This window comes from Limnoglobus roseus (assembly GCF_008254045.1).
Taxonomy (GTDB): Bacteria; Planctomycetota; Planctomycetia; order Gemmatales; family Gemmataceae; genus Limnoglobus; species Limnoglobus roseus.
Window position 1 is genome coordinate 4,186,932 of record NZ_CP042425.1, and the last position, 22,730, is coordinate 4,209,661.

At 65.1% G+C, this 22,730-nt stretch carries 23 protein-coding genes; 7 read left to right on the plus strand and 16 right to left on the minus strand.

All coding sequences use genetic code 11. The annotated features are described in order from the left end of the window. From PX52LOC_RS17390 to PX52LOC_RS17400, 3 genes are all read right to left on the minus strand, one after another. The gene (locus PX52LOC_RS17390) at positions 1-2,604 is read right to left on the minus strand and encodes a polynucleotide kinase-phosphatase (protein WP_149111297.1); all 2,604 of its coding nucleotides are present in this window, start codon (positions 2,602-2,604) and stop codon (positions 1-3) included. 27 nt (positions 2,605-2,631) lie between these two features. Beyond that, positions 2,632-3,528 carry an ATP-grasp domain-containing protein gene (locus PX52LOC_RS17395; RefSeq protein ID WP_149111298.1) on the minus strand — a complete coding sequence of 299 codons (897 nt, stop codon included), beginning with the start codon at positions 3,526-3,528 and terminating at the stop codon, positions 2,632-2,634. A 95-nt stretch (positions 3,529-3,623) separates the two neighbouring features. Then, complete coding sequence (locus tag PX52LOC_RS17400; RefSeq protein ID WP_149111299.1) at positions 3,624-5,021, minus strand: 3' terminal RNA ribose 2'-O-methyltransferase Hen1; 1,398 nt, start codon at positions 5,019-5,021, stop codon at positions 3,624-3,626. 229 nt (positions 5,022-5,250) lie between these two features. Here PX52LOC_RS17400 and PX52LOC_RS17405 point away from each other — a divergent pair, with 229 nt between their 5' ends. Then, a complete protein-coding gene (locus tag PX52LOC_RS17405) occupies positions 5,251-6,057 on the plus strand; it encodes a hypothetical protein (RefSeq protein ID WP_149111300.1) in 807 nt (268 codons plus the stop codon). A gap of 108 nt (positions 6,058-6,165) precedes the next feature. Here PX52LOC_RS17405 and PX52LOC_RS17410 read toward each other — a convergent pair whose 3' ends face one another. Both PX52LOC_RS17410 and PX52LOC_RS17415 read right to left on the minus strand, forming a co-directional pair. Beyond that, positions 6,166-7,104: a hypothetical protein gene (locus tag PX52LOC_RS17410; RefSeq protein WP_149111301.1), complete on the minus strand. Its 939-nt coding sequence runs from the start codon at positions 7,102-7,104 to the stop codon at positions 6,166-6,168. A gap of 169 nt (positions 7,105-7,273) precedes the next feature. Next, positions 7,274-8,941 (minus strand): sigma-70 family RNA polymerase sigma factor, encoded by a 1,668-nt coding sequence (locus PX52LOC_RS17415; RefSeq protein ID WP_149111302.1) that lies wholly within the window; start codon positions 8,939-8,941, stop codon positions 7,274-7,276. 645 nt (positions 8,942-9,586) lie between these two features. Between PX52LOC_RS17415 and PX52LOC_RS17420 the strand changes: the two genes are divergently transcribed. Beyond that, entirely contained in the window at positions 9,587-10,909 is a 1,323-nt protein-coding gene (locus PX52LOC_RS17420) for a hypothetical protein (RefSeq protein WP_149111303.1), read from the plus strand. Positions 10,910-10,915: 6 nt separating this feature from the next. Here the strand turns inward: PX52LOC_RS17420 and PX52LOC_RS17425 are convergent, their stop codons facing one another. The 6 genes from PX52LOC_RS17425 to PX52LOC_RS17445 all read right to left on the minus strand — a co-directional run bounded on the left by PX52LOC_RS17425 (position 10,916) and on the right by PX52LOC_RS17445 (position 15,623). Further along, the gene (locus tag PX52LOC_RS17425; RefSeq protein ID WP_149111304.1) at positions 10,916-11,749 is read right to left on the minus strand and encodes a class I SAM-dependent methyltransferase; all 834 of its coding nucleotides are present in this window, start codon (positions 11,747-11,749) and stop codon (positions 10,916-10,918) included. A gap of 61 nt (positions 11,750-11,810) precedes the next feature. Continuing rightward, positions 11,811-12,362 carry a hypothetical protein gene (locus tag PX52LOC_RS17430; RefSeq protein WP_149111305.1) on the minus strand — a complete coding sequence of 184 codons (552 nt, stop codon included), beginning with the start codon at positions 12,360-12,362 and terminating at the stop codon, positions 11,811-11,813. 496 nt (positions 12,363-12,858) lie between these two features. Beyond that, positions 12,859-13,542 carry an ABC transporter ATP-binding protein gene (locus tag PX52LOC_RS17435; protein ID WP_149111306.1) on the minus strand — a complete coding sequence of 228 codons (684 nt, stop codon included), beginning with the start codon at positions 13,540-13,542 and terminating at the stop codon, positions 12,859-12,861. A 29-nt stretch (positions 13,543-13,571) separates the two neighbouring features. Continuing rightward, positions 13,572-13,733: a hypothetical protein gene (locus tag PX52LOC_RS40625; RefSeq protein WP_168219057.1), complete on the minus strand. Its 162-nt coding sequence runs from the start codon at positions 13,731-13,733 to the stop codon at positions 13,572-13,574. Between the two features lie 125 nt (positions 13,734-13,858). Further along, positions 13,859-14,422: a hypothetical protein gene (locus tag PX52LOC_RS17440; RefSeq protein WP_149111307.1), complete on the minus strand. Its 564-nt coding sequence runs from the start codon at positions 14,420-14,422 to the stop codon at positions 13,859-13,861. A gap of 142 nt (positions 14,423-14,564) precedes the next feature. Beyond that, a complete protein-coding gene (locus PX52LOC_RS17445) occupies positions 14,565-15,623 on the minus strand; it encodes a tartrate dehydrogenase (RefSeq protein ID WP_149111308.1) in 1,059 nt (352 codons plus the stop codon). Positions 15,624-15,823: 200 nt separating this feature from the next. On the opposite strand from PX52LOC_RS17445, the gene PX52LOC_RS17450 reads away from it, so the two are divergent. The 5 genes from PX52LOC_RS17450 to PX52LOC_RS17470 all read left to right on the plus strand — a co-directional run bounded on the left by PX52LOC_RS17450 (position 15,824) and on the right by PX52LOC_RS17470 (position 19,583). Next, complete coding sequence (locus tag PX52LOC_RS17450) at positions 15,824-16,504, plus strand: hypothetical protein (protein ID WP_149111309.1); 681 nt, start codon at positions 15,824-15,826, stop codon at positions 16,502-16,504. A gap of 76 nt (positions 16,505-16,580) precedes the next feature. Beyond that, positions 16,581-17,942, plus strand: a complete 1,362-nt coding sequence (locus PX52LOC_RS17455; RefSeq protein WP_149111310.1) for a right-handed parallel beta-helix repeat-containing protein — start codon at positions 16,581-16,583, stop codon at positions 17,940-17,942. Between the two features lie 68 nt (positions 17,943-18,010). After that, positions 18,011-18,676, plus strand: a complete 666-nt coding sequence (locus PX52LOC_RS42595) for a hypothetical protein (protein ID WP_246173751.1) — start codon at positions 18,011-18,013, stop codon at positions 18,674-18,676. Between the two features lie 104 nt (positions 18,677-18,780). Continuing rightward, positions 18,781-19,395, plus strand: a complete 615-nt coding sequence (locus tag PX52LOC_RS17465) for a DUF6677 family protein (protein ID WP_149111311.1) — start codon at positions 18,781-18,783, stop codon at positions 19,393-19,395. After that, positions 19,392-19,583 carry a hypothetical protein gene (locus tag PX52LOC_RS17470; protein WP_149111312.1) on the plus strand — a complete coding sequence of 64 codons (192 nt, stop codon included), beginning with the start codon at positions 19,392-19,394 and terminating at the stop codon, positions 19,581-19,583. The genes PX52LOC_RS17465 and PX52LOC_RS17470 overlap by 4 nt, the downstream gene beginning before the upstream one ends. Positions 19,584-19,681: 98 nt before the next feature. Here the strand turns inward: PX52LOC_RS17470 and PX52LOC_RS17475 are convergent, their stop codons facing one another. From PX52LOC_RS17475 to PX52LOC_RS17495, 5 genes are read right to left on the minus strand one after another with little or no spacing between them, the layout of a single operon-like run. After that, positions 19,682-20,362: an ImmA/IrrE family metallo-endopeptidase gene (locus PX52LOC_RS17475; RefSeq protein WP_149111313.1), complete on the minus strand. Its 681-nt coding sequence runs from the start codon at positions 20,360-20,362 to the stop codon at positions 19,682-19,684. Continuing rightward, on the minus strand, positions 20,343-20,723 hold the full coding sequence (locus tag PX52LOC_RS17480; protein WP_149111314.1) for a hypothetical protein: 381 nt from the start codon (positions 20,721-20,723) through the stop codon (positions 20,343-20,345). Before PX52LOC_RS17480 ends, PX52LOC_RS17475 begins: the two co-directional genes overlap by 20 nt. Continuing rightward, positions 20,713-21,183 (minus strand): hypothetical protein, encoded by a 471-nt coding sequence (locus tag PX52LOC_RS17485; RefSeq protein ID WP_149111315.1) that lies wholly within the window; start codon positions 21,181-21,183, stop codon positions 20,713-20,715. The genes PX52LOC_RS17480 and PX52LOC_RS17485 overlap by 11 nt, the downstream gene beginning before the upstream one ends. Beyond that, positions 21,180-21,704, minus strand: a complete 525-nt coding sequence (locus PX52LOC_RS17490; protein ID WP_149111316.1) for an amino acid kinase family protein — start codon at positions 21,702-21,704, stop codon at positions 21,180-21,182. Before PX52LOC_RS17490 ends, PX52LOC_RS17485 begins: the two co-directional genes overlap by 4 nt. Next, positions 21,701-22,723 carry a hydantoinase/oxoprolinase family protein gene (locus PX52LOC_RS17495; RefSeq protein WP_149111317.1) on the minus strand — a complete coding sequence of 341 codons (1,023 nt, stop codon included), beginning with the start codon at positions 22,721-22,723 and terminating at the stop codon, positions 21,701-21,703. The genes PX52LOC_RS17490 and PX52LOC_RS17495 overlap by 4 nt, the downstream gene beginning before the upstream one ends. Positions 22,724-22,730 lie beyond the last annotated feature (7 nt).

The following is a 22,730-nucleotide window of genomic DNA, read 5'->3' on the forward strand; positions in this document are numbered from 1 at the left end:
TTAGAGCCTCGGGTCGACGGGTTCGCTCTCCAGGGCCAGCACGCCGAAGACGCACTCGTGGACCCGCCGGAGGGGTTCCCGGCGGACGAATCGCTCCAGCCCCTCGACCCCGAGGGCGAACTCGCCGAGGGCGAGCGACCGCTTGTGGGCCAGCCCCCGACTGCGGAGCCGGGACAGGTTCTCGTCGGCCGTGTAGTCCGGGCCGTAGATGATCCGCAGGTACTCCCGCCCCCGGCACTTCACCGCCGGCTGAGCCAGCCCTCGCTTGCCTCGCAGGAGGAAGTCGAGCGGCTTGACGACCATCCCTTCGCCGCCACGGCCGGTCAACTCCGTCCACCACGCGATCCCCTCAGCCACGGCCGCCGGATCGGTCACGTCGACGACCTTGTGCGCCGTCGCAACCAGTAGGTCGGGGTCGGCCCGGCAGACATCAGCGAGCGTGTCCAGGTGCCAGAGGTGCGCCTTGTCCGTGTGGACCTTGCCCTCGGAAGCCAGCAGGTGGAACGGGGCCAGTTTCAAATCGGTCAGTGAGTTTACCGGCCAGCAGTACTGCCGGTAGGCGTCGACGAACTTCTGCACGCCCTGCTCCCGCCGCTCCATTCGGGCTGCAACCGCTTCGAGCTTCTCCTTATCGCCGTCCCGTAGTCGGGCTCCCGCCGACGCGAGCGAGGCAACGACTCGGGGCAACGCTGCCCGCCCGGCTGACCCGACCGCCGCGTACTGCGCCTTGAGGAGTTCCTGAGCCTTCGCCGACCACGGCATCAGTTCGCAGTCGAGGCAGACCCAGGTCGTGCCCAGCGATGTCCACAGATCGGCGGCGGTGACGGCCGCCCGCACCCGGTCCAGAAATTGACGTTCCCGGTCGGCGTCGTTGAAGAACCGGCGGCCGGTGCGGGTCGTTACGATCCCGATCTCGCCGCCGGTCACGCCGAACCGTTCGCCCGCCGCCCGCTCGTCCCGGCACACCGTCACAACGGCCCGCGACCCCATGTGCTTCTCCTCGCAGATGACCTGCGGGGCACCCTGGGAGCGGTAGTAGGCGAACGCCTCGGCCGGGTGTTCGAGGAGGCCCGGCTCGGCCGTCGTCTCGGACGGCGACATCGTGGGCGGCAGGTAGATCAGCCACCTCGGGTCGGCGGCGAACCGGCTCATCACCTCCAGGGCGGCGGTGGCGTGGGCCGCCCGCACGGTGACGCTGCCCCGCAGTCGGGTCGTGACGATCCGCTTGCCCAGCACGTCCTCGGCGTCGAGCAGGTCGTCGTAAACCTGTTGAGCCGTGAGCGGCGGGGCCTGGGCGGCTTCGGGCAGGAACGGGCGGGCCGGTTCGCAGTACGTCCTCGCCGCCGGGACCGACACGAACTCCCGCTCGGGCCAGCGGAGGGCAGTGAGCTTGCCGCCGAAGACGCAGCCCGTGTCGATGTTGACTGTGCGGTTCAGCCAGTCCGGCTCCGGGACGGGCGTGTGGCCGTAGACGACCGTGGCCGCCCCCCGGTACTCGGCCGCCCAGTTGTGCCGAACGGGCAGGCCGAACTCGTCCGTCTCGCCGGTCGTCTCGCCGTACAGGGCAAAGTCCCGGACCTTGCCCGATCCGCGGCCTTGCATCTCCGCCTTCAGCCCGGCGTGCGCGACGACGAGCTTGCCGCCGTCGAGGACGTAGTGACTCACCAGCCCGTCGAGGAACCCGGCCAGCGACTTCGTGAAGGCGGGTCGCACGTCGGCTGGCAGGGCGTCGATCTCGGCGAGCGTCTCGGCCAGCCCGTGCGTAATCTGCACGTCTCGGCCGTTCAGCTTCTTCAAGAGCTTCATGTCGTGGTTGCCGGGCACGCACAGGGCCGAGCCGAGCGTCACCATGTTGCGGACAATGCTCAGCACGTCGAGCACCCGCGGCCCCCGATCCACGAGGTCGCCGACGAACACGGCCTTGCGGCCCTCGGGGTGAGCGTAGCCGACGTTCGACCACCCCGGCTCGTGCCCGGTCGCGGCGACCTTGCCGTAGCCCAGCCGTTCGAGCAGTTGCTCTAACTCGTCGGCGCAGCCGTGCACGTCGCCGATGATGTCGAACGGGCCGGCCTCGTGCGTGCGGTCGTTCCACAGCGGCACGCGCTCGATCACAGCCGCCTCAATCGCTTCGACCGAATCGAGGACGAAGATGTGGCGGAAGCCTTCCCGCTTCAACCCCTTGAGCGACCGCCGCAGTTGCGACCGCTGGTTGCGGACGACGTGCGGGCCGAACGCGCGGTCGGCCCGCCCCCGGTTCCGCTCCTGGCAGACGTCTTCGGGCAGGTTCAGCACGACGGCGACGGGCAGGCAGTGGTACTTGCGGGCGAGGGCGACGAGCGGGGCACGGGCCTCGGGTTGGACGTTCGTGGCGTCGATGGCCGTCAGCCGGCCGAGGGCTAACCGCTTGGCGGCGACGAAGTGCAGCACGTCGAACGCATCGTTCGTGGCGGCTTGATCGTTCGGGTCGTCGGCGACCATCCCCCGGCAGGCGTCCGACGACAGAACCTCGGTCGGCAGGAAGTGCGTGCGGGCGAACGTGCTCTTGCCCGACCCGCTGGGGCCGATCAACACGACGAGCGACAACTTCGGAATGGAGATGCGCATAACGATCGGCCTTATTCTCGACCACACTCAAGGAGTGTCGCTTGCTCGGATACTTAGCGATTCGATCAGTTTGCCGTAGAACTCCGCGGCCGGTAAACTCGGCGGCAACGATGAGCACTCGCCCGCGCCCATGTCAACGACGATCCAGTCCCCGCCTTCCGTCTGGCCCACGTCCATCGAAAAGAAGGGCGCATCAAATCGTTCGGCGACTTTTTCAAACGGCTCCCAATCGACGGGCTGGGCCGATTGGTCGTGATAGTGCGACGCAACCAACAGTTTTCGCTTCCAGAAAAAGAGGCGATACTCTTCGCACAACGGGTACTCGCGGGGGCCGGGGCCGCGGGATCGCAACGGCACGTACTGTTTCACCACGAACCCGCGATTGAAAGACTTTCCTTGCTCGTTCTGGAGGTTCTCGGCAATCCGTTCGAAGTTTTCGCGGCCCGAACCTTTCGGAACGAAACAGGCGTCGTGCCAAAGGTGCTTGGCCGACTTGATGTGATCCTTGAGGACGAAAGGGCCGTCGCCGAGTTTGCGACTCGCGCTCCACGCCGAGTACGCATCGGGCTTGTCCGTCCACACCGCTTCCGGCGAGCAGTCCCGGATCTTCGGATAGTAATTGGGGAAGTACGTGACTTCCGCGTACTGGGCTGGGGAGCTGACGAGCCGATGCCCTCGGGCCAGCAGGGCGTCGTGGAATTGTCGGTACACTTCTTCGCGGAATATCCACCCGCGGTAGAGAATTTCGTCGCCGTTTCCTTCGGGTAGGCGTTTTAGAGCGTGGTCGATCCCCTCAAGCGAAATCAACTCTTCGGCGAAGAGGAGGCACTTCAGTCCGAGCGATTGCGCGGCGTCGAATTCCGACTCGAAGATCGACTCCGGGAGTTTCCGCATCAGCGGGTTCTGCGGGAAAAGCAAAATCATACTCGCTCCACTGACTTGCTACCAGATGTTCATCAACCGGGCACGAGTGAGAAGATCGTACCTCGTCACATTTGCCCATCGGGTTTCTGATCGTCTCAGGCGTTTCGGTCGAAGATGGCCATCTGCGTCGGCGGCCCGTACTCCGGGTGTTCCGGCCCGACGGGGAGGAAGCGGACCGCGTAGCCGAAGCGGGCGGCGAGGCCGGTCGCCCACGTCTGGAATTCCGGCCGGGACCACTCGAAGCGGTGGTCGGGATGGCGGAACTTCCCGGCCGGGAGGGTTTCCCACGTCACGTTGTACTCCCGGTTCGGCGTCGTCAGCACGATTGTGCGGGGGCGGGCACACTCAAAGAGCACCCGCTCGAACGCCGCCAGCCGGGGCGGGTCCAGGTGTTCCACGACCTCGACCACGGCGGCGGCATCGAACCCTTCGAGCCGCTTGTCCCGGTACATGAGCGAGCCGTGGATCAGCTTGACCCGGTTCGCCTGGGCGTCCGGGAGGCGCTCCAACTTCAACCGACGCGCGGCGGCCTCCAGGCTGCGAACGGACACGTCCAGCCCGACGATCTCGTCGAACTGTCGGTCCTTGAGGAATTCGCGGACCAACTTGCCTTCGCCGCAACCGAGGTCGAGCACACGCCTGGCCCCGCTCGCCCGGACGGCCGCCAACACCGAGCCGAGCCGCTGGTCGTTCAGGCTGATCGGCTTCTCCAGCGATTCCTCGGCCCTCTCTTGAACCGGCGATTCGTCGCCGAGCGGGTCGCCCTCGTCCACGAGCCGGCCCAGGGCCATCCGGTACAGGCTCGGCCGGTTCCCGAGGTAGCGGCGGACAATCTCGTCCTTGGCCGGGTGCGACGCCAGCCAGCCTTCGCCCTTCGCCAGCAACTTCCCGACTTCGTCCTCGCCGACAAAGTAGTGTTTGCGGGCGTCGAACACCGGGACCAACACGTACAGGTGCGAGAGCAGCGTCGAGAGCGGGACCGTATGGCGAACGGTGACGGAGAAGTACGGCCCCTCGCCCCACTCCGGGAACCGCTCGTCGAGCGGGTGGCGGACGGCTTCGACTTCGTAGCCGAGCGGTTCGAACACGGCCCGCAGGAATGCCTCGCCGCCCCGCACGGGCAGCACGTCGAGGCGGGCCACGAGCGGAATCGGCGTCCCGACCAATTCCGGGCGGGTCGTACACCGGCCCTGGAGTGCCGAGCCGAACACCTGAGCGATGGCAACGCTGAGGAACGACGAGGCGACGTAGGGCCGGTCGTTGACGTATTGGGCGAGCAAGAAGTCCTGGTCGGGGTTGCGGCCCCGGACGAGACCGACGGCGTCCACGTCGAGCAGCAGGCAGGCCGCACAGCGGTGGTCGCCGACCTCGGGGTAGAAAACGTGGGCGGTGCCGAAGCTCAAGTCGAACGACTGGAACTTGTCCGGGTGCTTGTGCAACAAGTACCCCAGATCGGCAGCCGGGCGATGGTCGGTCGAGATCGTCAGCAGCATCGGACCGGCCCCGGGTGGTGAGTCGCTTGAATGGAGGCCGCGAAAACCCGAGTCTTGGTTGTGACCGGGCCAACTGCAAGAGACCGCAGTGCGGGCCGCAGGTTCGGGGCGATCGCAACATTTCTTTGCGCCAGTCAGTCTACAAGACCGTGGAAGCCTCTTCCTGCCGAATTCGCGGGCGAAGTTCGACTGCCGGTGAACCCGGCTTTGTCCTCCGTGTCACTCCCACATGGACACTCACCTTCTCGACAACAAGTTCGCCCGGATCGGTGCTCGCCTGAAGTTCGCCGACCGACCGGCCCGCTCCCCGCGCACGACGGGGGTCATCTCGCTGGACGTTCAGGCCGACCGGCACGGGGAATATTTCGAGATCGCCCCGCGTTCGGGATTCGATCCCGAGATCGCCGTCCTCGACGTTCAACCGGCCGATCGCCACTTGCTCCTGCTCGTTCGGGACGGGGAGGGGAAGAGCAAGTTTCTGTGCGGCCACGACGAGCGGCACTGGTTCGTGGCCGGGATTCCCGAATCGGCCCCCGTCGGCACCGTCCGGCAGGCGATGGAAGCCCTCAAACCGCCCGAAGTGCGGGCCGCCCAGACGGGCCAGCGACTGAACGCGAAGGTCCGCAACCGCCGCAAGAACGCCGCCTTCCTCCGTCAGGGGGAGTGGTTCTTCCTCCCGCAACCCCGGATGGTCGTGGACGAAAAACTGGTGCTCCGAAACGAGCCGCTCACCCGGGGCGGCGGCAGCAAGTCGCACTGGATGGAGTTCTGCTTTCGGACCGGCGGGCAGGTCGTCCACGTCTGCTCGCGGCACCCGAACGGCGTCACGGAAGCGCAGTACAAGCGCATCCTGTCGGTCACGCCGAAGGCCAAGGGGTGGGGTTGGCGGACGATGCGGCGGAACCCGGGCGTGTACGCCAAGGGCCGCATTCGCCACGCCGACCATGCGACGATCACGCTGCCCGGCTGGCACCGGGTGGTGATGAACACCGAGGGCCAATCCCAGGCGATGCAGAACGTGGCGTTCCTGGACTAACAAAGTGACCTGCCAGCCCCTTTCCGAAGGAAGTGCTGGAGTTGCAAACGGCGAGGGCCGCGAACGATCTCTCGTTCGCGGCCCTCGCCGTTTGCGTAGCGGGTATGACTATTCCGCCCCGGTGAAGTGAACGCCCGTGGAACCGCCGATGCCCTTCAGCAAATCGCCGTCGCGGCGGCTTCGGTGGAAGGTGTAATTTGTGCCGTAACAGCACTCGTCGGCGCAGTGCAGGTAAACCCCCATCCAGCCCAACTTCCCTTCGACCATCGGCGGGCGGCCGGGGGCCACGTAGCGGACGATCGCCGTGTGCATGACCTCGGCGGACGAGTTGCGGTAAACGATCAGGTCGCCCGGCGAAGGCGTCGTGACCACGGCGTACCCGTTGTCCTGCAAGATTTGCCCGACGACCGAGCCGGGGACGATGTACCGCCCCCCGGTGAACACCCAGCCGTGGCAGTTCGAGTCGTCGTTGGCGGGCTGCCGTCGGATGGTGGCGTTGCCCAACGTGAGTGCCGCGAGCGCTTCGTTCTCGATTCTGGTGGTCTCGGCCTTCGGGCGAGGCGTTCGGGCATGGCTGAGGGGAATCGGATACCCGCGGTCCGTCACCGCCGTGACGTTCCCGATCGGGGTCCGCTCCGGCAAGTAGGTTAAAATCTGGAAGTGGTCCATCTCCTGCGAATCGAACAACGACGCCTTCACCTCGTGGTGCCAGTAGCACCCGCCCAGACCCGCCAAGCCAAGAACGGAGAATGCCGTGCCGTACCCCAGGGGCGTTCGAACGAGATTGCAGAGGGCGAACCGGTCCGCGAGGCGGATGAACAGGACCGCGACGGCCGTGCCGGCCAGCGACGCGGCGGGGTAGTCGTAAAGGTTTGGTTGGTCGAAGACGACAACCAGGGAACCGTAGACGCCGGTCACCGCCAACCCCGAGACGGCAAGGCGCCACGCGAAGCCCAATCGAGGGGCAAGTAAACTGGCGACTCCCAACAGGAAGAGGCCGACAGCAGGGGGCGCGAAGGTAAAAAGTTCGCGATCGAATTCGTCCATAAGTGACTGCGATCCATCAGGTCGGCGGCAGTGGTTTCTGCTCTGGAAACCTAACACCATTGACGTGAGGAAGGGGTGAGACACTCCCTGAGAAATCGGTGAGAGGTGAGGCTGAAAAATGAAGACGCCCGCCTTCAAGGCGGGCGTCCGGTCGTTCTCGCAAACGGCGTTACGGCAGTTCGACTTTCTGCTCCGCCGCCCATTCACGGAGTTGCTTCATCCCTCGCACGTTGATCTGCCGCACCCGCTCCTTCGTGATGCCGAAGTGCTGGCCGATCTGCTCAAGGGTCATCTGACCGCCGCCGGCCAAGCCGGTGCGCATCTTGATGACTTCCCGCGTCCGGCTGTCGAGATGGCCGAGCAGGTTGTTCACCCGCTCCTTGGCCGCGTCGGCCACGGCGAGCAACTCGTGCTCGTCCGTTCGCACGTCGTGCCGGGCGTCGAACACGTCTTCCGCGCCGGTCATGTACCGCTGCCGCCGCGTGTTCTCGTCCGGGATGCTCCGGGCGAAGTTCTTCATCACCGCCCACGTCGCGTACGTACTGAACTTGTTCCCCCGGCTGTAGTCGAACTTCTCGACGGCCCGCATGATGGAGATGTTGGCGTCGGACTTCAACTCGTCGAGGTTCTGCCCAATCTGCATGTGCTTCGTGGCCAGCGAGTGAACCAACCGCTGGTTGCACTCGATTAGCAGGTCGCGGACGGCCTTGATCTGCTGTTGCAGGAAGTCCACACGTTGAATGTCCTGCACCCGCGCCCGAGTCGGGTCGAGCTTCTCGCGCAGCTTGTGCAGTTTGTGCTTGAGATAGTTCATTTTGCGGAACAGGTGCGCCTCTTGCTCGCGGGTGAGCAACGGCTTCTCGTACAGGTACGCCATGTGTGCGTCCACGTCCTTCGGCGGGCGCATCGAGTTCACCTTCTCGTTGAACTCGTCTTCGAACGGCATGGGACCGACGATCGCGGCTTCGCGACTCAGATCGTCGAACTCCGCGTTATGTATGTAATCGACCGGCTGGGCGACGAGTCGCTCGGCCTTGACCTCGTTCGCCACGCGGTAAACGCTGGAACGAGTGCGATTGAACTGTTTGGCAATGGTATCCACGGACGTCCCCTCCTGGAGGGCATGGTAAATCTGTTCCTTCGCTACTGCATCTAACGGGCCAGTCAACTTCGGGAAGACCGCAGCGTCGGGGTGGGTCTTGTCAAAATTCTTGATCGTGTACCGAATCGCTTCTGGCGAGCGGTGCAGGTCGTGGGCGATTTTCTTGCTCACGTCCACCAGCGATTCGCCGCGGGCGGCCATATCTCGGGCCGTCAGCACGATCTGCTCGCGCTCGCGGTCCGACAGGTGGCTAAAGCGGGCGCTCTTCGAGACGCGCTCGCTGTGCGACCTCACGAACGATTCCACGCTCGCGAGCGGAAAACCCAGTTGGCTGCGGCCGTTCGCCTTGTACCGGCGGGCGACCAATCCCCGCAGCCGCCACCGGCTGATCGTCTTGGTCGAGACGTTGAACCGCTGACAAATTTCTTCGAGGGTCAACATCTCTTCGCCGACCTGCTCGCGGGGCAGGGGCGGGATGGACCGCTCGATCTGGATGATGAACAGCGCGAGGTCGTGCTTGAGTTCGTCGCCGCGGATCAGCAGGTCGGCGTAGTTGTTCGGCCGGAACTCCGTCAGGCGGTAGCAGACGAACTGGTACGGGTACTGCTTCGTCGGCTCGATTTCGGCCAGTAGCTTTTCCGCGTTCGCCAACTGCTCGCGTCGCTTCGACGGCGGGGCAAACCGCATTTGCTGGGCCGCGAGTTCGTTCAGTGCGGGATATTTAAAAGCGTTCATCGCGGTGTTCTCCCTTCCTGTGAGGTGGATCAGAGATCCACGCCCGGAAACAGCAACCGGCGTCAAGCCGGCCCACTTCCGTTCAATCCGTTGGCCTGACTCGTCCTCGGATACTTTGTGATTCTCTGCACGAATATACAAACGGCGGGGTCACATCTTTCGGCACTGGACTTTTGCTTTCGAGGTCGCCTAAAATCGCCGTCGGCAGGAACTTTCAGGTAGGACTCTTCTCGACAGACCCCATTCCTGGCGATCTCGACTCCAGTAGTAGCCATTCGTGCAGGTGTCAGGCCAAATCTCAATCCGAGTTCGTCGTTTGCTACTGTTCTGTCGCAAGTTCCATCTGTTATTCGCTTTGGGGACGATCGGATTTTTGTGATTCTCCCGGCACCTGCGGTAAGAATGTCAAATTTGCGGTCGCGTGCGTCGGATTTACTAGGTGTCTGTGGAGTTTTGCACACCACACTGGTGGACTAATGCCATTCACCTAATTTTCTGACAACTTTTCCAATCTTCCGTACTCGACCCATTCCACCCGCTTCACAATTGAGACGCATTTTTGCCTCAAGGTTGCGCAGCGGATTGCCGACGGGAACGAGATATAATGCACGCGAAACGCCTCGACACTCCGTCGGATAAACCGTCATGCACCGTGTTTTTTTCACGCTCGCGCTGCTCTTGAGCAGCGCCAATGGCTCGTCTGCACAAGAGACGTACCAATTGGTCGAGAAGTTCGAACCGGGCACGCTAAGCCGGGTGGAACAGAAGACCGAACTCACCGGCAAGTTGGCCGTCCCGGCTGACAAGGAGGCCAAGGAGACGAAACCGCAAATCGTCTCGCTCAGTGGGTCGGGCAAGGTCGTTTACGACGAACGCCAACTGCCGAGCGACGACGCGGAGACTCGCAAAGTCCTCCGGCAGTATCGTTCCTTCGAGGTTCGCCGCGTGGTTGGGGCACGCGAGCAGGGGACCGACTTGCGGAAGGCGGTTTACCGCCAGGTCGTGCTGCGGTCCGCAAAGGGCAAGTCGCCGTTCTCACCGGACGGCCCGCTACTGTGGGGGGAGATCGACGCCATCCGTACAGACGTTTTCTCCCCGGCGTTGGTTCCCGCTCTTTTGCCCGCGAAGGCCGTGGCCGTTAACGACACCTGGCCCCTGGACGCGGACGGCGTGACCGAGCTTACCGATATGGAGAAGGTCACGGCCGGCGGGTTCACGCTGAAGTTCCTCGGCGTGGTCACGATCAACGGACACAAACAGGCCCGCCTCTCGCTTTCCGGTTCCGCCCGCGGCGTGGACGACAACGGCCCGTGCAAGCACACCCTCGACGGCACGGCCTACTTCGACCTCGACGGCAACCGCCTGTCGTACCTGTCGCTCAAGGGCACGCACGACCTCCTTGATGGCGCGGGCCAAACCGTCGGCACAATTGAGGGGCGGTTCACGTTGAACCGCACGGCCGTGGCCGAGGTAACAGAGCTGTCCGATGCGGCGTTGAAGGACCTGGAATTGAAGCCGACGCCGGAGAACTCTGCCCTTCTGTACGACAACCCGCAGCTCGGGGTTCGCTTCCTCTACCCCCGCCGCTGGCGGATTGGGGCGGTGCAAGGGAAGCAGGTCACGCTCGACGGCCCGAACGGGGCCGGCATACTCATAACGATCGAGGCGGCGAAAAGTTTACCGTCGGTCGCCGATTTCCTTCGCGAGTCGACCGCGTTCCTTCAGAAGTCTTCGAAGGACGTGAGCGTAACACGGAAGCCGGAGCGCATCGTGGAGAAGCCGGCCGTGGACCGCTTCTCGCTGACGGCGTCCATGAAAGACGAGAAGGTGCGAATGGAGTACGCCGTCCTCACGAACGCAGACGGGTCTGGCGTCACGTTCGCCGGTCGATTGCCGGATGCCGACGCGGAAGCACTGGGCAAGGACGTGGAGAAGGTGCTGAAGTCGCTGGCCGCCGAGAAGAAGTGACGTGCCTCACGCGGCTGCGGGGAGGGCGGTCGCGCGTTGCGGGCTGATCGGCTTCGTCGCCCGCACGGCGAGGATTCGCCCGGCCAGGCGTTCCAGCCAACTCAGTGGGAACAGCCGCCAGACGTGCGGCAGTTCCGACCGCCGCAGGTGGCGGTGGAGGAGCGTTACCTTTTCGAACGGCTGGCACAGTCGGCGCACTTCGCGGGCCGTTTGCTTCGGCCCCGTCAACGGGTCGTGGGACGACCGGTAGAGTTGGCGGAACGGCAACAACCACTTCTGCCAGCGGTCCACGTCGTACCACGCCGGGATGAGGGCGAAGAGTTTTCCGCCCGGCTTTAGCACGCGGTACAGTTCGTCGACGGTCGTCGCCAGGTCCAGGGCCGGCGTGTGAAGTGTGTTCAGATAGGCCAGGTCGAAACAACCGCGGTCGAACGGCAGGCGGCTCACGCGGTCGACAGTCACGAATTTCGGTTCGAGGCCCCGCAGTTCGAAGTTACGGCGGATCGCGTCGGCCGAATCGCCAGTGGTGACGGCCATCGTCACGCGGGTCTCGTGCCGCGTGTACTGGAGCGCGTCGGAACCGAGGCCGGGGCCAGCCATCAGTAGCGTCTCGTCGCGATGGCGGCTGAACTCCAGCACCCGCGGCAGCCATTCGCCGGCGCGCGCGTATCGCTTGTGTTCGATCTCCTCGAACCACCCGCGGGAGAGCGGTTCCAGGTCGCGACCGCCGCCGCGGTTGAGCGCCGGCCGCAGCAGTTCGCGGGTCGCCAGTTCGCACGGCGTCGGCGCGGCTTCGTCCGGCGAGTACAAACGGATCGGGTGTGGGGTTTCCGGCAGCATGGTCGTTCAGTCGCGAGAAGTCGCGGGCGTAACGGCCGGATAGCGAGCCGGGCGAGTGCTGTCAATCTCGCCTGGGAACGCCGAACAAGTAGTCGAGCCAACCGACCCGCCCGGTCTTCAACTGGCGGACGAGCCAGAAATAAAAGACGACCATGGCGAAGAAGGCCACGACGAGCACGACGGCGGCCCCTTTCTCCGAGTATTGCGCCGTCTGTTTCACACCGAAGTACATGGCCGGGACACCGATCCCGAGGGCGATGGCCGACGCGAGGAAGAAGCCTTCGATCCCTTCGAACCACCCGCGGTGCGGCTTGTGCGCCCGCTGTTCGGCGGCGGTGCGGTGGGCACGGTTGACCTGCCGTCGGACTTGCTCCTTCGCGTGGTCGGCCCGCGTTTTCGGCGGCTCGCCGTTTTGGTGGGCCCTCATGCCGAACGCCTCGGCCGTCTCCGGGTCGTAATCTTCTTCCTCTTCGTCCACCACCGTCACCGGCTTCAGGAACGGTGGCTGGAACGTCTCCTCGCAACTCGGGCACCGCACGAACGAGCCGCGCTTGGCCGCGTCGGGCACTTTGACGTTCGTGTCGCAGGTGGGGCAGCGAGAAGTTCGGGGCATGGCAGTGAAAGGTTAGCGGTGTTCAAGAAGTCGCCCCAACCAAGCGGCGACCACTAAAGGTATGACAACAATGCCGAGGCAGGAAAGACCCGCTGTCGGCACTTGAGTCCGCAAACTCGTCAGCAGCATGCCCACGAGTATGAAGACCACGAAGATACTGACGCCGATCCAGCCGAGAAGTGAACTGAACGATCTCTCAACCTGGTTCGACCGCGACTCCGATTCTCGGCCTCGGCGCCGCTTTCGCTTCCGCAGGTCTTTGCCGTAGCCGTCCTCGCGCTCGCGAGGGCCCGCTTCTGCCTCGGCGTTTCGTGCGTCGGAAGATTCCCCATCGTCGTCCAGGTTACTGGTGCCCGCTTTCGATTTCGTCTTCAGGTGCTTGGGAACGAATTGCTCGTCGCAACTGGGACAGGCAACAGTCGTGCCCGGTTCGGCCCCAGCCGGAACTTTGGTCGGCGTTTTGCACGTTGGGCAGGGGACCGTTGCAGGCATGGCGTCATTTCCGCACGGGGTCGTCCGATTCTACCCGACCGTCGCGGACTTTCACAAGCCTTGTGCCGAAAGCGGCGGCCGCGGGGTCGTGCGTGACCATGACCACGGCCCGGCGGTCCGGTTCCGGCAGTGCCGCCAACAGTGTTAGGATTTCCCGGCTGGTGATGGTGTCGAGGTTGCCGGTCGGCTCGTCGCAGAGGACCGCGTCCGGGTCGGCGATCAACGCGCGGGCGACCGCCACCCGCTGCATCTCGCCGCCGGACATTTCGTCGGGGAAGTGGCCCGCCCGGTGGTCGAGGGCGACCTGTTTGAGGCGGTCGTTCGCCTTGGCGAGTGCTGCCCGGCGGGCGATGCCGTCGAGCATCAGCGGTAGCGCGACGTTCTCGGCGGCGGTGAGCGTGGGCAAGAGGTTGAATTGCTGGAAGACGAAGCCGATGCGAGTCCGGCGGAATTGCGAGCGTTGCGAATCCGAAAGGGATTGCAGATCCCGGCCGAGGAAAACCGCCCGGCCGGTGCTGGGGATGTCGAGCGCCCCCATGAGGTGCATGAGGGTGCTCTTGCCGGACCCGGACGGCCCCATGATCGCGACGAACTCGCCGCCGGCCACCCGCAGCGACACGCCGCGGACGGCCTCCACCACGCGGCGGCCCTGGAGGTAGGATTTCGTGGCGTCGACGAGTTCGATCATGGGGAAATCCTACGACTTCCCGACGGGCATTACGCCTGGCTGACGCCTTCGGCCTTCACGTCAACGGCCGGGGCGGCAAGGATCGCCTTCGCGCCGCACGACGAACAACCGGAGGTGGACTTGCAACCGCTCGCGAACGCGCCGGCGACCACGACGACAACCAGCGCGAGAATCTTGGTGAGACGGGACATGGAGTGCTCCTGCGGTGTGAAAGAAGCCTCAACCATAAGGCTTCCACGGAGATTTTCGACCTCCGCCGCTGTCGCCCCGTCGCCGAATCCCGCACCCATTGCTCATTCTGACGGTGCCCCGACGACTAATCGTCATCCCCGTCATCGTCCTCGTCGTCGCGACGACTCGACTTTTTGCGGCCCTTCCACGGCCGAGTGCAGATCATCGTGCCGGGTTCGTCCCACACGATCAAACAATTCACGTACTTCTGCGACAGCCGCTTCTTCGGCAGGTGGTCGCGGTAGATGTAGATGTGGGCGAGGTAGACGTTCGGCCGCCCCGCGAACGCCTTCGGCAACTTGTCCCGCTTCCCCTGCACGTAGGCTTCGTTCGTAACGAGGCCGGAGACGAACTCCTCGTCATCGTCGTCGCAGTCCATGCCCTTCAGGTCCATGATCTCTTCGGCCAACTCGGTCATGAACTCTTCGTCGTTGGCAGTCTTCTCGTCGGACGAGACCAGGATTAGGGCCGGTTGGTCGAGGATGCCTTCCTCGAAGAGTGCATTATTCGCCTGGACGATCCACCCGACGGTCGGCTCGCCGTGGCGTGCCGTGTAGTCGTAGGCTTTCTTTTCGGAGAGATTCGCGATCACGATGACCACGACGGCGACAATGGATAGGCCGACGCAGACCCAACCCCAGATCGGCATGGCGGTGCCTCCCTTGGACCGTGGAGAAGAGATTCGGCCACCGAGGGAACCGAGAAGGCAGATCCGAATCAAAACAAAGTTTGAGTCTTGTTCTGACCGGTCTTCTCGGCGTCGTCGGTGGCCGAATTAGGATTTCGAGGGACTACAGCGCCGCGACGACGGCGTCGCCCATGTCGGTGGTCGTTGCCTTGCCGCCGAGGTCCGGGGTGCGGACCTTGCCGTCCTTCAGCACTTCGGCCACCGAGTCGCGGATCATCTTCGCGCTCTTGGCGAGGCCGAGGTGATCGAGCATCAACCCGGCCGACAGGATCGCCGCGAGCGGGTTGGCAATGCCCTTGCCGGTGATGTCCGGGGCCGATCCGTGGACCGGCTCGAACATGCTCGGGAACTGCTTCGTCGGGTTAATGTTCGCACTCGACGCAAGCCCAATGCTGCCGGTGACGGCCGCGGCCAGGTCCGTCAGGATGTCGCCGAACAGGTTGCTCGCCACGATTACGTCGAAGCTCTCGGGCTTCCGCACCAGGTCCATCGCGGCCGCGTCCACCAGCAGCGGGGCCGACTCCACGTCCGGGTAGTCCTTCCGCACGACGGCGAACACGTCGTCCCACAGGCCCATGCTGAAGACTTGGGCGTTCGACTTCGTGATGCTCGTGAGCTTCTTCCGCCGCTTGCGGGCCGCTTCGAACGCCGCCCGGAGGATGCGCTCACACCCCTTGCGGGTGAACACGCCGGTCTGCACGGCAATTTCCTGCTCCATGCCGACGTACAGTTGGCCGCCGACCGGGGCGTACTCGCCCTCAGTGTTCTCGCGATAGACGACGATGTCGATGGCCCCGGGGGCCTTGTTTTTCAGCGGGCAGTCGACGCCGTGGAACAGGTAACTCGGCCGCAGGTTCACATACTGGTCGTACTTCCGCCGCATCGGCAGGAGGAGTTCGTTGACGGTGATCTTGTCCGACACGTCCGGGCTGCCGACTGCGCCGAAGAGAATCGCGTCGTGCTTGGCCAGGACTTCCCACCCGTCCACCGGCATCATGCGGCCGTGCTGCTTGTAGTAGTCGGTCGACCACGGCAACTTGTTGAACGCGAGTTCGGCGTTGTCGAACTTCGCGGCCGCCTTTTGCGCCGCCCGGCTCGCGTGGTCGATGACCTCAGGGCCGATGCCGTCGCCGCCGATCACCGCGATCTTGTGAACCGCCATTGCAGTCGTCCTTTGTTCTCGGTATTTCACCAGATTACCCGACCGGCACAATCCGCAGTTCGGGAGCCGCCCGATGGGAAATGCCGTGAGTTTCGGGGCGAATTCCTCACGTTGCCTGGACGAACCGCGGGTGGACCCGTCAAAGTGTAGGTGAGAGGTTTCGCTCGACTTGGTTTAGTCCCCCGGAAGGGTCGGTCAAGATGACGGTCCGCCGTCGCATCCGCTGGTTCGCCTATCTCGGCCTGACGCTCACCGTCGGCCTGGGGTCGGGCTGCCGTCTGTTCAACAAGGGCGGGTCCGGCGGCGGTTCGTTGACCAGCGGCACCCGCGACCCACTGCTCGGCCGCGACCGCATCCCGGCTCAAAACTTGCCGACCGGCCGCGAGAACGCCAAGGGTGGCCGCGACCCTCTGCTCACGCCGCCGGGCGAGAACGAAAATCGTCTCAGCTCCGATCTGCCGCCGGGAACGAGCGGGAGTGGTCCGAAGGTTCCGTTCCGCACCGGCCCGGAAACGACGGCCGCCGGTTTGGCCCGTGGCCCTGCTTCAGATGATCCGCTGTTGACAGTTCAAGCCGAAGAACCGACCGACCGCCGGGCGACCGGGAGTACGACCGGCCGCGGCGGCCCGGTGATGCTCAAGGGTGGTCGCGGTGCCAGCGAGAAAAGCGAGACCGGCACCGGCTTCGACGAGGCCTTGGCCGACCTGAAACGGTACGGCGTGAAGGTCGGCGAGCCGCTCCGCGAGGGTGGCGATTACGTCCTCCGCGGCGAGCGTGAATCGGCCGACGGCCTTCGCCGCCGCTACGAAGGGACCGGCGCAACAGCCGCCGCCGCCGCGAATGATCTGCTCGAACAAGTCCGCTCGGATCGGGCTCCCTGATCCCTCTGTCCAGAATCCCTCGATTCACCCCCGCTCTTCGAATAAGTTGGCGGAACTTCGCCCCGGAGTTTCTGCCATGCGTCGCGTCGTGATCGCCTCACTCGCCCTCGTCGGCGGCGGACTTTTCCTCGCCTACTCGTTGGCCCAACCGCCGGCCGTGCCGACCCCGCCCGCCCCGCCGGCCCTCGTCGGCGATGGGCAGGCCGACGACACCGCCGCCGTGCAAGGCTTGGTGGACCGCGGCGGCTTGGTTCACTTGCCCAAGGGCACGTACCGCCTCACGCGGCCGGTCGTCGTCGATGAGAAAGCCGGATTCACGGCCATCCAGGGCGACACGGTGGCCCGCGTCGTGATGGCCGGTCCCGGACCCGCCTTCCGGTTCCTGGGCACGCACGGCGGGTCGGCCGCCCCAAGCACGATGAAGCCGGTTGTGTGGGAACGCGAACGCATGCCCGCCCTGGACGGTGTCGAGATCGTCGGAAATCACGCGGACGCCGACGCCGTCGAGGCGAGCGGCACGGTGCAACTCACGATTACTCGCGTGCTGATCCGCGAGTGCCGCCACGGCATTCGGCTGACGAGCCGCAACCGCAACGTCGTCATTTCGAACTGCCACGTCTATCACAACCGCGGCATCGGCATCTTCTTCGACGGCGTGAACCTGCACCAGACGAACGTCACCGGTAGCCACGTCAGCTACAACGCCGGCGGCGGCATCGTGGTCCGCGGCGGCGAGGTGCGGAACCTGCAAATCACCGGCTGCGACATCGAGGCCAACCACGGCAAGGACGTGCCGCCGACCGCGAACGTGTTCATCGACTCGACCGGCGGCACGAACGCCGAAGTGGCCATCACCGGCAACACAATCCAGCACACGCACGACGCTCCCGACTCTGCGAACGTCCGCATCAAGGGGCCGTCGATCAAGTGGCCGCAGGCCGACGAACTCCGCGACGGCAACGTGACGATCACCGGCAACATCATGAGCGACGCCCAGGTGAACGTCCACCTCGACCACGCCCGCGGCGTCGTGATGACCGGCAACACCCTCTGGACGGCGTACGCGCACAACCTCCTTGTGGAGAACAGTTCGAACGTGGTGGTCGGGTCGAACGTGCTGGACCGCAACCCGCGGTACGTGCGCGAAGAAACGCCGGCCACGACGAACGCCGTCGTCTTCCGCAACTGCTCGGACAGCACAGTGACGGGCCTTCACGTCTCCGGAGTGCGGGCCGCGGCCGCGGGGATCGCGTTCGAGAAGTGCGACCGCTTCCACGTCGCGAACTGCACAGTCCTCGACTGCGAGCCGGTGGGGATGCTTCTGAAAGACGTGACGCGATCACGCATTGTCGGCAACCTGATTCGCGATGACCGGCCGGGGACAAAGTCGGTCCCCCTGAAGACCGAAGGCGGTTCGGGGAACGTGATCGTCGAGTGAAAGAATGGCCGCATCTCGGTGGCGAGTGAGAGTAAAATGGGGACTCGAACTTCGACCAGGACCGCCCGATGACGCCGCACGAATGGGACACGACCGCGAATATGGACGCGCTGTTCGCCGCCATCCGGGGGCGGGTGAGCGACCGGAAAATGATGCTGTTCGCCTGCGGCTGCTGCCGTCTCGTCGAGGGCGATATCCCCGGTGCCGCCCTCCTTGCGAAACAGTTCGAGCCGAAAGCCGACCGACCGATGAAGGCGGAGGAGAAAGTCTCGCTCCTGACGACCGCATTCCAGTTTGTCTTCGGCGACCAGCAGTCGTACCTCGCGCGGATGCTCGGCGGGGCCGACCAAAGTCCGTGGCTGCTCGCCTATCGTGTCGCCAATCTCCTCCGGTACTTCCAGGCTGTGAAAGGACACAAACCGGGGGAAGAGGGTGGGGAGCCGACACAGCCAGAGTTGTCCTCCGACTCGCCCGAACAGGCGGCCGTCCTCCGCGATATCGTCGGCCACCCGTTCCGCGATGTCGGCTTCGACCCGAACTGGCGGACGGAAACCGTCGTCGGGCTGGCGAACGCCATCGAAGAGGACGCCGCTTGGGACCGAATGCCGATTCTGGCCGACGCCCTTCAGGACGCGGGGTGCGAGCGGTCAGAGGTTCTCGCCCACTGCCGCGACCCGCACCAGATCCACCGTCGCGGGTGTTGGGTCATCGACGCGATTCTCGGCCGGTCGTGAAGCGTCCATCGCCAACGGGGTACGAGAACCTATAATCGCAGAACGTCTCGAAAATCTCGCGGCGGTTGCAGCGAATGGCCTAGCGGCCCGACCGAGAACAACGAATGCCTGCGCCTGAAGAAACCGAACCGCGAAAACTGGACTGGCTCGCCGCCCTCTTGAGCTACCTGCTGCCCGGCTTGGGGCAGGTCCTTCAGGGCCGCATCGCGAAGGGCGTACTTTTCTTCGTCAGCCTGTACACGCTGTTCTTCTACGGCATGGCCCTCGGCGCGATGAAGAACGTCTGGCTGCCGCCGAAGGCCGTGACCGCCCCGCTGCCCGAAGTGGACATCGGTTACCGGAACACCTCGATCTTCAAGGCCGAGGGTGCTCTGAAGTCGCTGGCATACCGCCCGCAGTTCCTCGGCCAGTTCTGGATCGGTGCGGCCGCATGGCCGGCCGTGCTGCAATACCTCGCCGACACGCCGCCCGACAACCCGCAGCAAGGCCTCCCCATCGTCGGCCGGTACATGGCCACGCCGCCGGACGAGGAGTTGCAGCGCCTCCAACGCGACGGCAACAAGCGGTGGGATCTCGGCTGGGTGTACACGCTGATCGCCGGCGTGTTGAACTTGCTCGTCATCTACGACGCCCTCGCTGGGCCGGCTGTGAAGGACGACGAGGAAGTGGAGAAAGCCCAGGCCGACGCCAACGCGAAGAAGCCGGAGGTGGTGTCGTGAACTTGTTCGCGGTCAGCATCTATTGGGACTTGCCCGTTCTGCTCGTGGTCGTGAGCATCGTCTACAGCGCCACCCGCCACGACCGCTGGGACCGCATCTTCCGCGAAGCCTTCCGCTGGGGCACGCAGATCGCCGGCTTCCTGGCCCTCGTTGGCGTCGGGCTGTACCTGCTCTCGACGTACTTGTAATACCCACCTATTTCGGATCGACGCTCTCAACGGGGAGCGGCCCAGCGTGAGCGGGCCGTGTCTGTCACATGCAGACACGGCCCGCTCCCCGTTGCGGTTTAAGGGAGTGGTAGAATAGGCTTACCCACAAGAGAATTCCCTTCACGCTGGTGCCAATCTGCGATCCACCTCGCATGAATGACGGCCCACCGCCGGGGAATTTGCCAAGTCGTTACAAGCTCTTCTTCTCCACCACGGACAGCCGCTCGCGGGGCTAATAGTTCCAGAGCCAGTGCCGTCGCACGGTCTTCTGTTTCGGCGTCGCAATCGAGGAGGTGCGAATGCACGCCGAGTGGCACGTCGGCCAGCGCCGCGGCGATTTCAATTGAATCGTCCGGCGGTTGGAAGCCGTCCAACACCCGCAAAATGTCTGGCCCCAATCGCCGGACTGCCCGCGTTCGCGGCCCCTCGTAGTCGAGCACGAAGTGTGCGAACTCGTGGGCCACAATCACCCGCCGTTCGTCGGCGGTCAGTGATTCTTCGAGGAAAATGCCGCCGCTGCCGGCGTGAGCCACGAGGCATCCGAGCAAGTTCATCGGCGGCGGGTCGCGGTCCGGCAGCGGCAATCCGCGGTCGCGCAGCCACTCGAAGACGGCCGACGGCGACAACCGTGGCAGCGTCACGACGAACAGCGGCGCGATCAGTGAGAGATGTGGTTCCAGGTCGCGCGGTGGCGGCGGCGGCCCGTCGAACGAAAGCCAGACCTCGGCCGCGATGTGTTCAAGTTCCGGCAGGGTCATCGGTCGGGTCCGTGGCGGGTGGTTCGGTCCGGTGGGCCGCCATCACGAACCCGGTGCCGCTCGGCTGAATGTCGTCCCAGTTCCGCAGAGCCTCGACCTGCCGCAGCAGTGCGGCCAGCGCCGCGGGCGAGACCTGCCCGACCTTCGCGATAGCGTTCACGTCGGCCGCGAATGACTCTTCGCGGGGCATGGCACACAGCGACAGCTTCGCGAGGTGGTGGACGTCGGTTCCCAGGTTCGCGGCCAACTCCGGCCACGCCCAGCCGTTCGTCAAGCGGTGCCGTTCGAGCCGCGAGCCGACGAGCGCCGGGTCGGCGGCCGTTCGCCGCAGAGTCGCTTCCGCCAGCGTGTCAGGCGTCATGAATCACCTTCGCTTTCAAGCGGTGAATCCGCTGTCGCAACCGGGCGAGCAGGGCGGCGTCCGCGGGCGGCGTGCCGGCCAGCCAACTGTCGAGCGCGAGGCGTTCCGCCGTGGTCGTCGCAACGGCTTCGCGGAGGGCGGCCGCCAACTCGCGGTCTTCGAGTGACAGTGTGGTGTCACTTCGTGGGGCGGTCGCGGCTTCGCGGCGCTTCCGGCGAACCTCGCCCCGCAACAACACCCGCAACCGCTGTCGGGCGAAGCCGGTCAGCACGCGGGCCAGGTTGGCCGGGGCGTCCCACGCGCCGCAAAGTCGCAGGATCGCGTCCACGACCGCGTCGGCGACCCGCTGGGGGTCTACGCCGCGATACCGCCGTTCCAATCGGCCGGCGACGACGAGGGCGAACCGTTCGTACAACTCGGCAGCTCGCGTGCGAGAATCGTCGAACAGCGGCTCGGTCATGCCCCGACCCGTTCGTCGAGCCACTGGCGGAAGTTCACCACCTCAATCGGGAGCGGCACGCCCCGCACGACGGTGGGGAAGTGTCGGTCCACGAAGCCTTGCCGCGAGGCCAATTCCCACGACCCGGCCGGCCGATCCTTCGACTTCAGCAGGACGAGTTTGCTCGCGTTGCGGACCATCGCGACCCGTGCGGCAATCGAATCAGTTGTCACGTCCCAGGTGTGCGGCAGGGCTTGATCCTCGTCCCGACAGAAAGCGAGCGCGTCGAGAACTTCAACGTCGGGTCGCGTGACGATGGCCCGGACAAGTTCAGCCGCGACGGTCAGCGACCGGACCGCCGCCCAGTGCGCGGCTTCTTCGCCAACCCGGTGGAGTTCGTCGAACGCCCGCACGCCGTCGGCGATGATGCCGCCACCTGGCACGAGGAGAACCGACGAAGGCACCGCTTCCAGCCAGTGGTTCAGGCCGTCGCGCAACCGGGGGTGATCGTACAGGCTGCCGCCGAGTTTCACGACGATCATAGCGGCCGCTCCGCCGCGAGCGTCGCCACGGCATACGCCGGGGCCGCAGCCGAACGCTCGGGGCCGAGGCGTTCCGTCAGCGACAGCATGTCGTCGAAAAATGCCACGAATGGCTGGTCGCGTAGGAGTTGGCGGGCCAGAAACTCGCCCGATCCCGAAACGACGGCGTACCGCCGCGGGTGGCGGGCCGCCTGTCGCATTTCGCGCAGCCGGGGGATCAAAGCCGCGACGCGATCGTGGAGCAGCTTCCGCTGTTGTTCGACAATCGACCGGGCCAACCGCTGGGTGTCCTCTTCCGGCGTCAACACGGGGTCGCCGCCGACCATCCGGCTCAGGCGACCGTGGGCGTGGAGGCGGGTCGCCGGTCGGCCGTCGGCGGTATCGGTGTCGGCAGCGTCTTCGGGCACGCTTCCGAGCAAGAGGTGTGCGTCGTGGACCGTGGCGAAGAACTCCGCCGCCGCCGTCGTGCCGAGGAACGTCGTTGCCGGCGTTCGGCGGACCCCGGTGTACACGAGTTCGCCCAGCCGCATCCGGGCGGTGTCGGTCTTGCCTTCGCTCCAGGGCAGGCCGTCCAAAATCGGAATCAGGTCGGTGGTGGTCGAGCCGATGTCGATGAGCAGCGTCACGCCGCGGGGCGTGTACCCGCCGACGAACGTCGCCAGTGCGTGCCAGTTCGCGGCCGCCACCTTGAGGTAATGCTCCTTCGCTTCGTTCGTGTTCAGGAAGACGCCGTCCGTGCTCCAGACGCGGACCGGCCGGCTGCGGCTCACATTCATCACCGCCGAGACGATGTGCCGCACGCCGTCGCGCTTCGTCTCGAAGCAGTCGCAGAGTTCGCCGGTCATCGTCACGGCCAACTCATCGGCGTCCGCGAACGGGGTGATCAACTCGTCGAGGGCGTGCGCCAGTTGTGCCGGTTGTTTCCAAAGTGCGAACGGCACCGAGGCGGCCCGGCCGGTGTTCGTGGCCGCCTTCAGGTTCGCGCCGCCGATGTCGAGTCCTAAGATCGTAGAAGCCATTACTCCC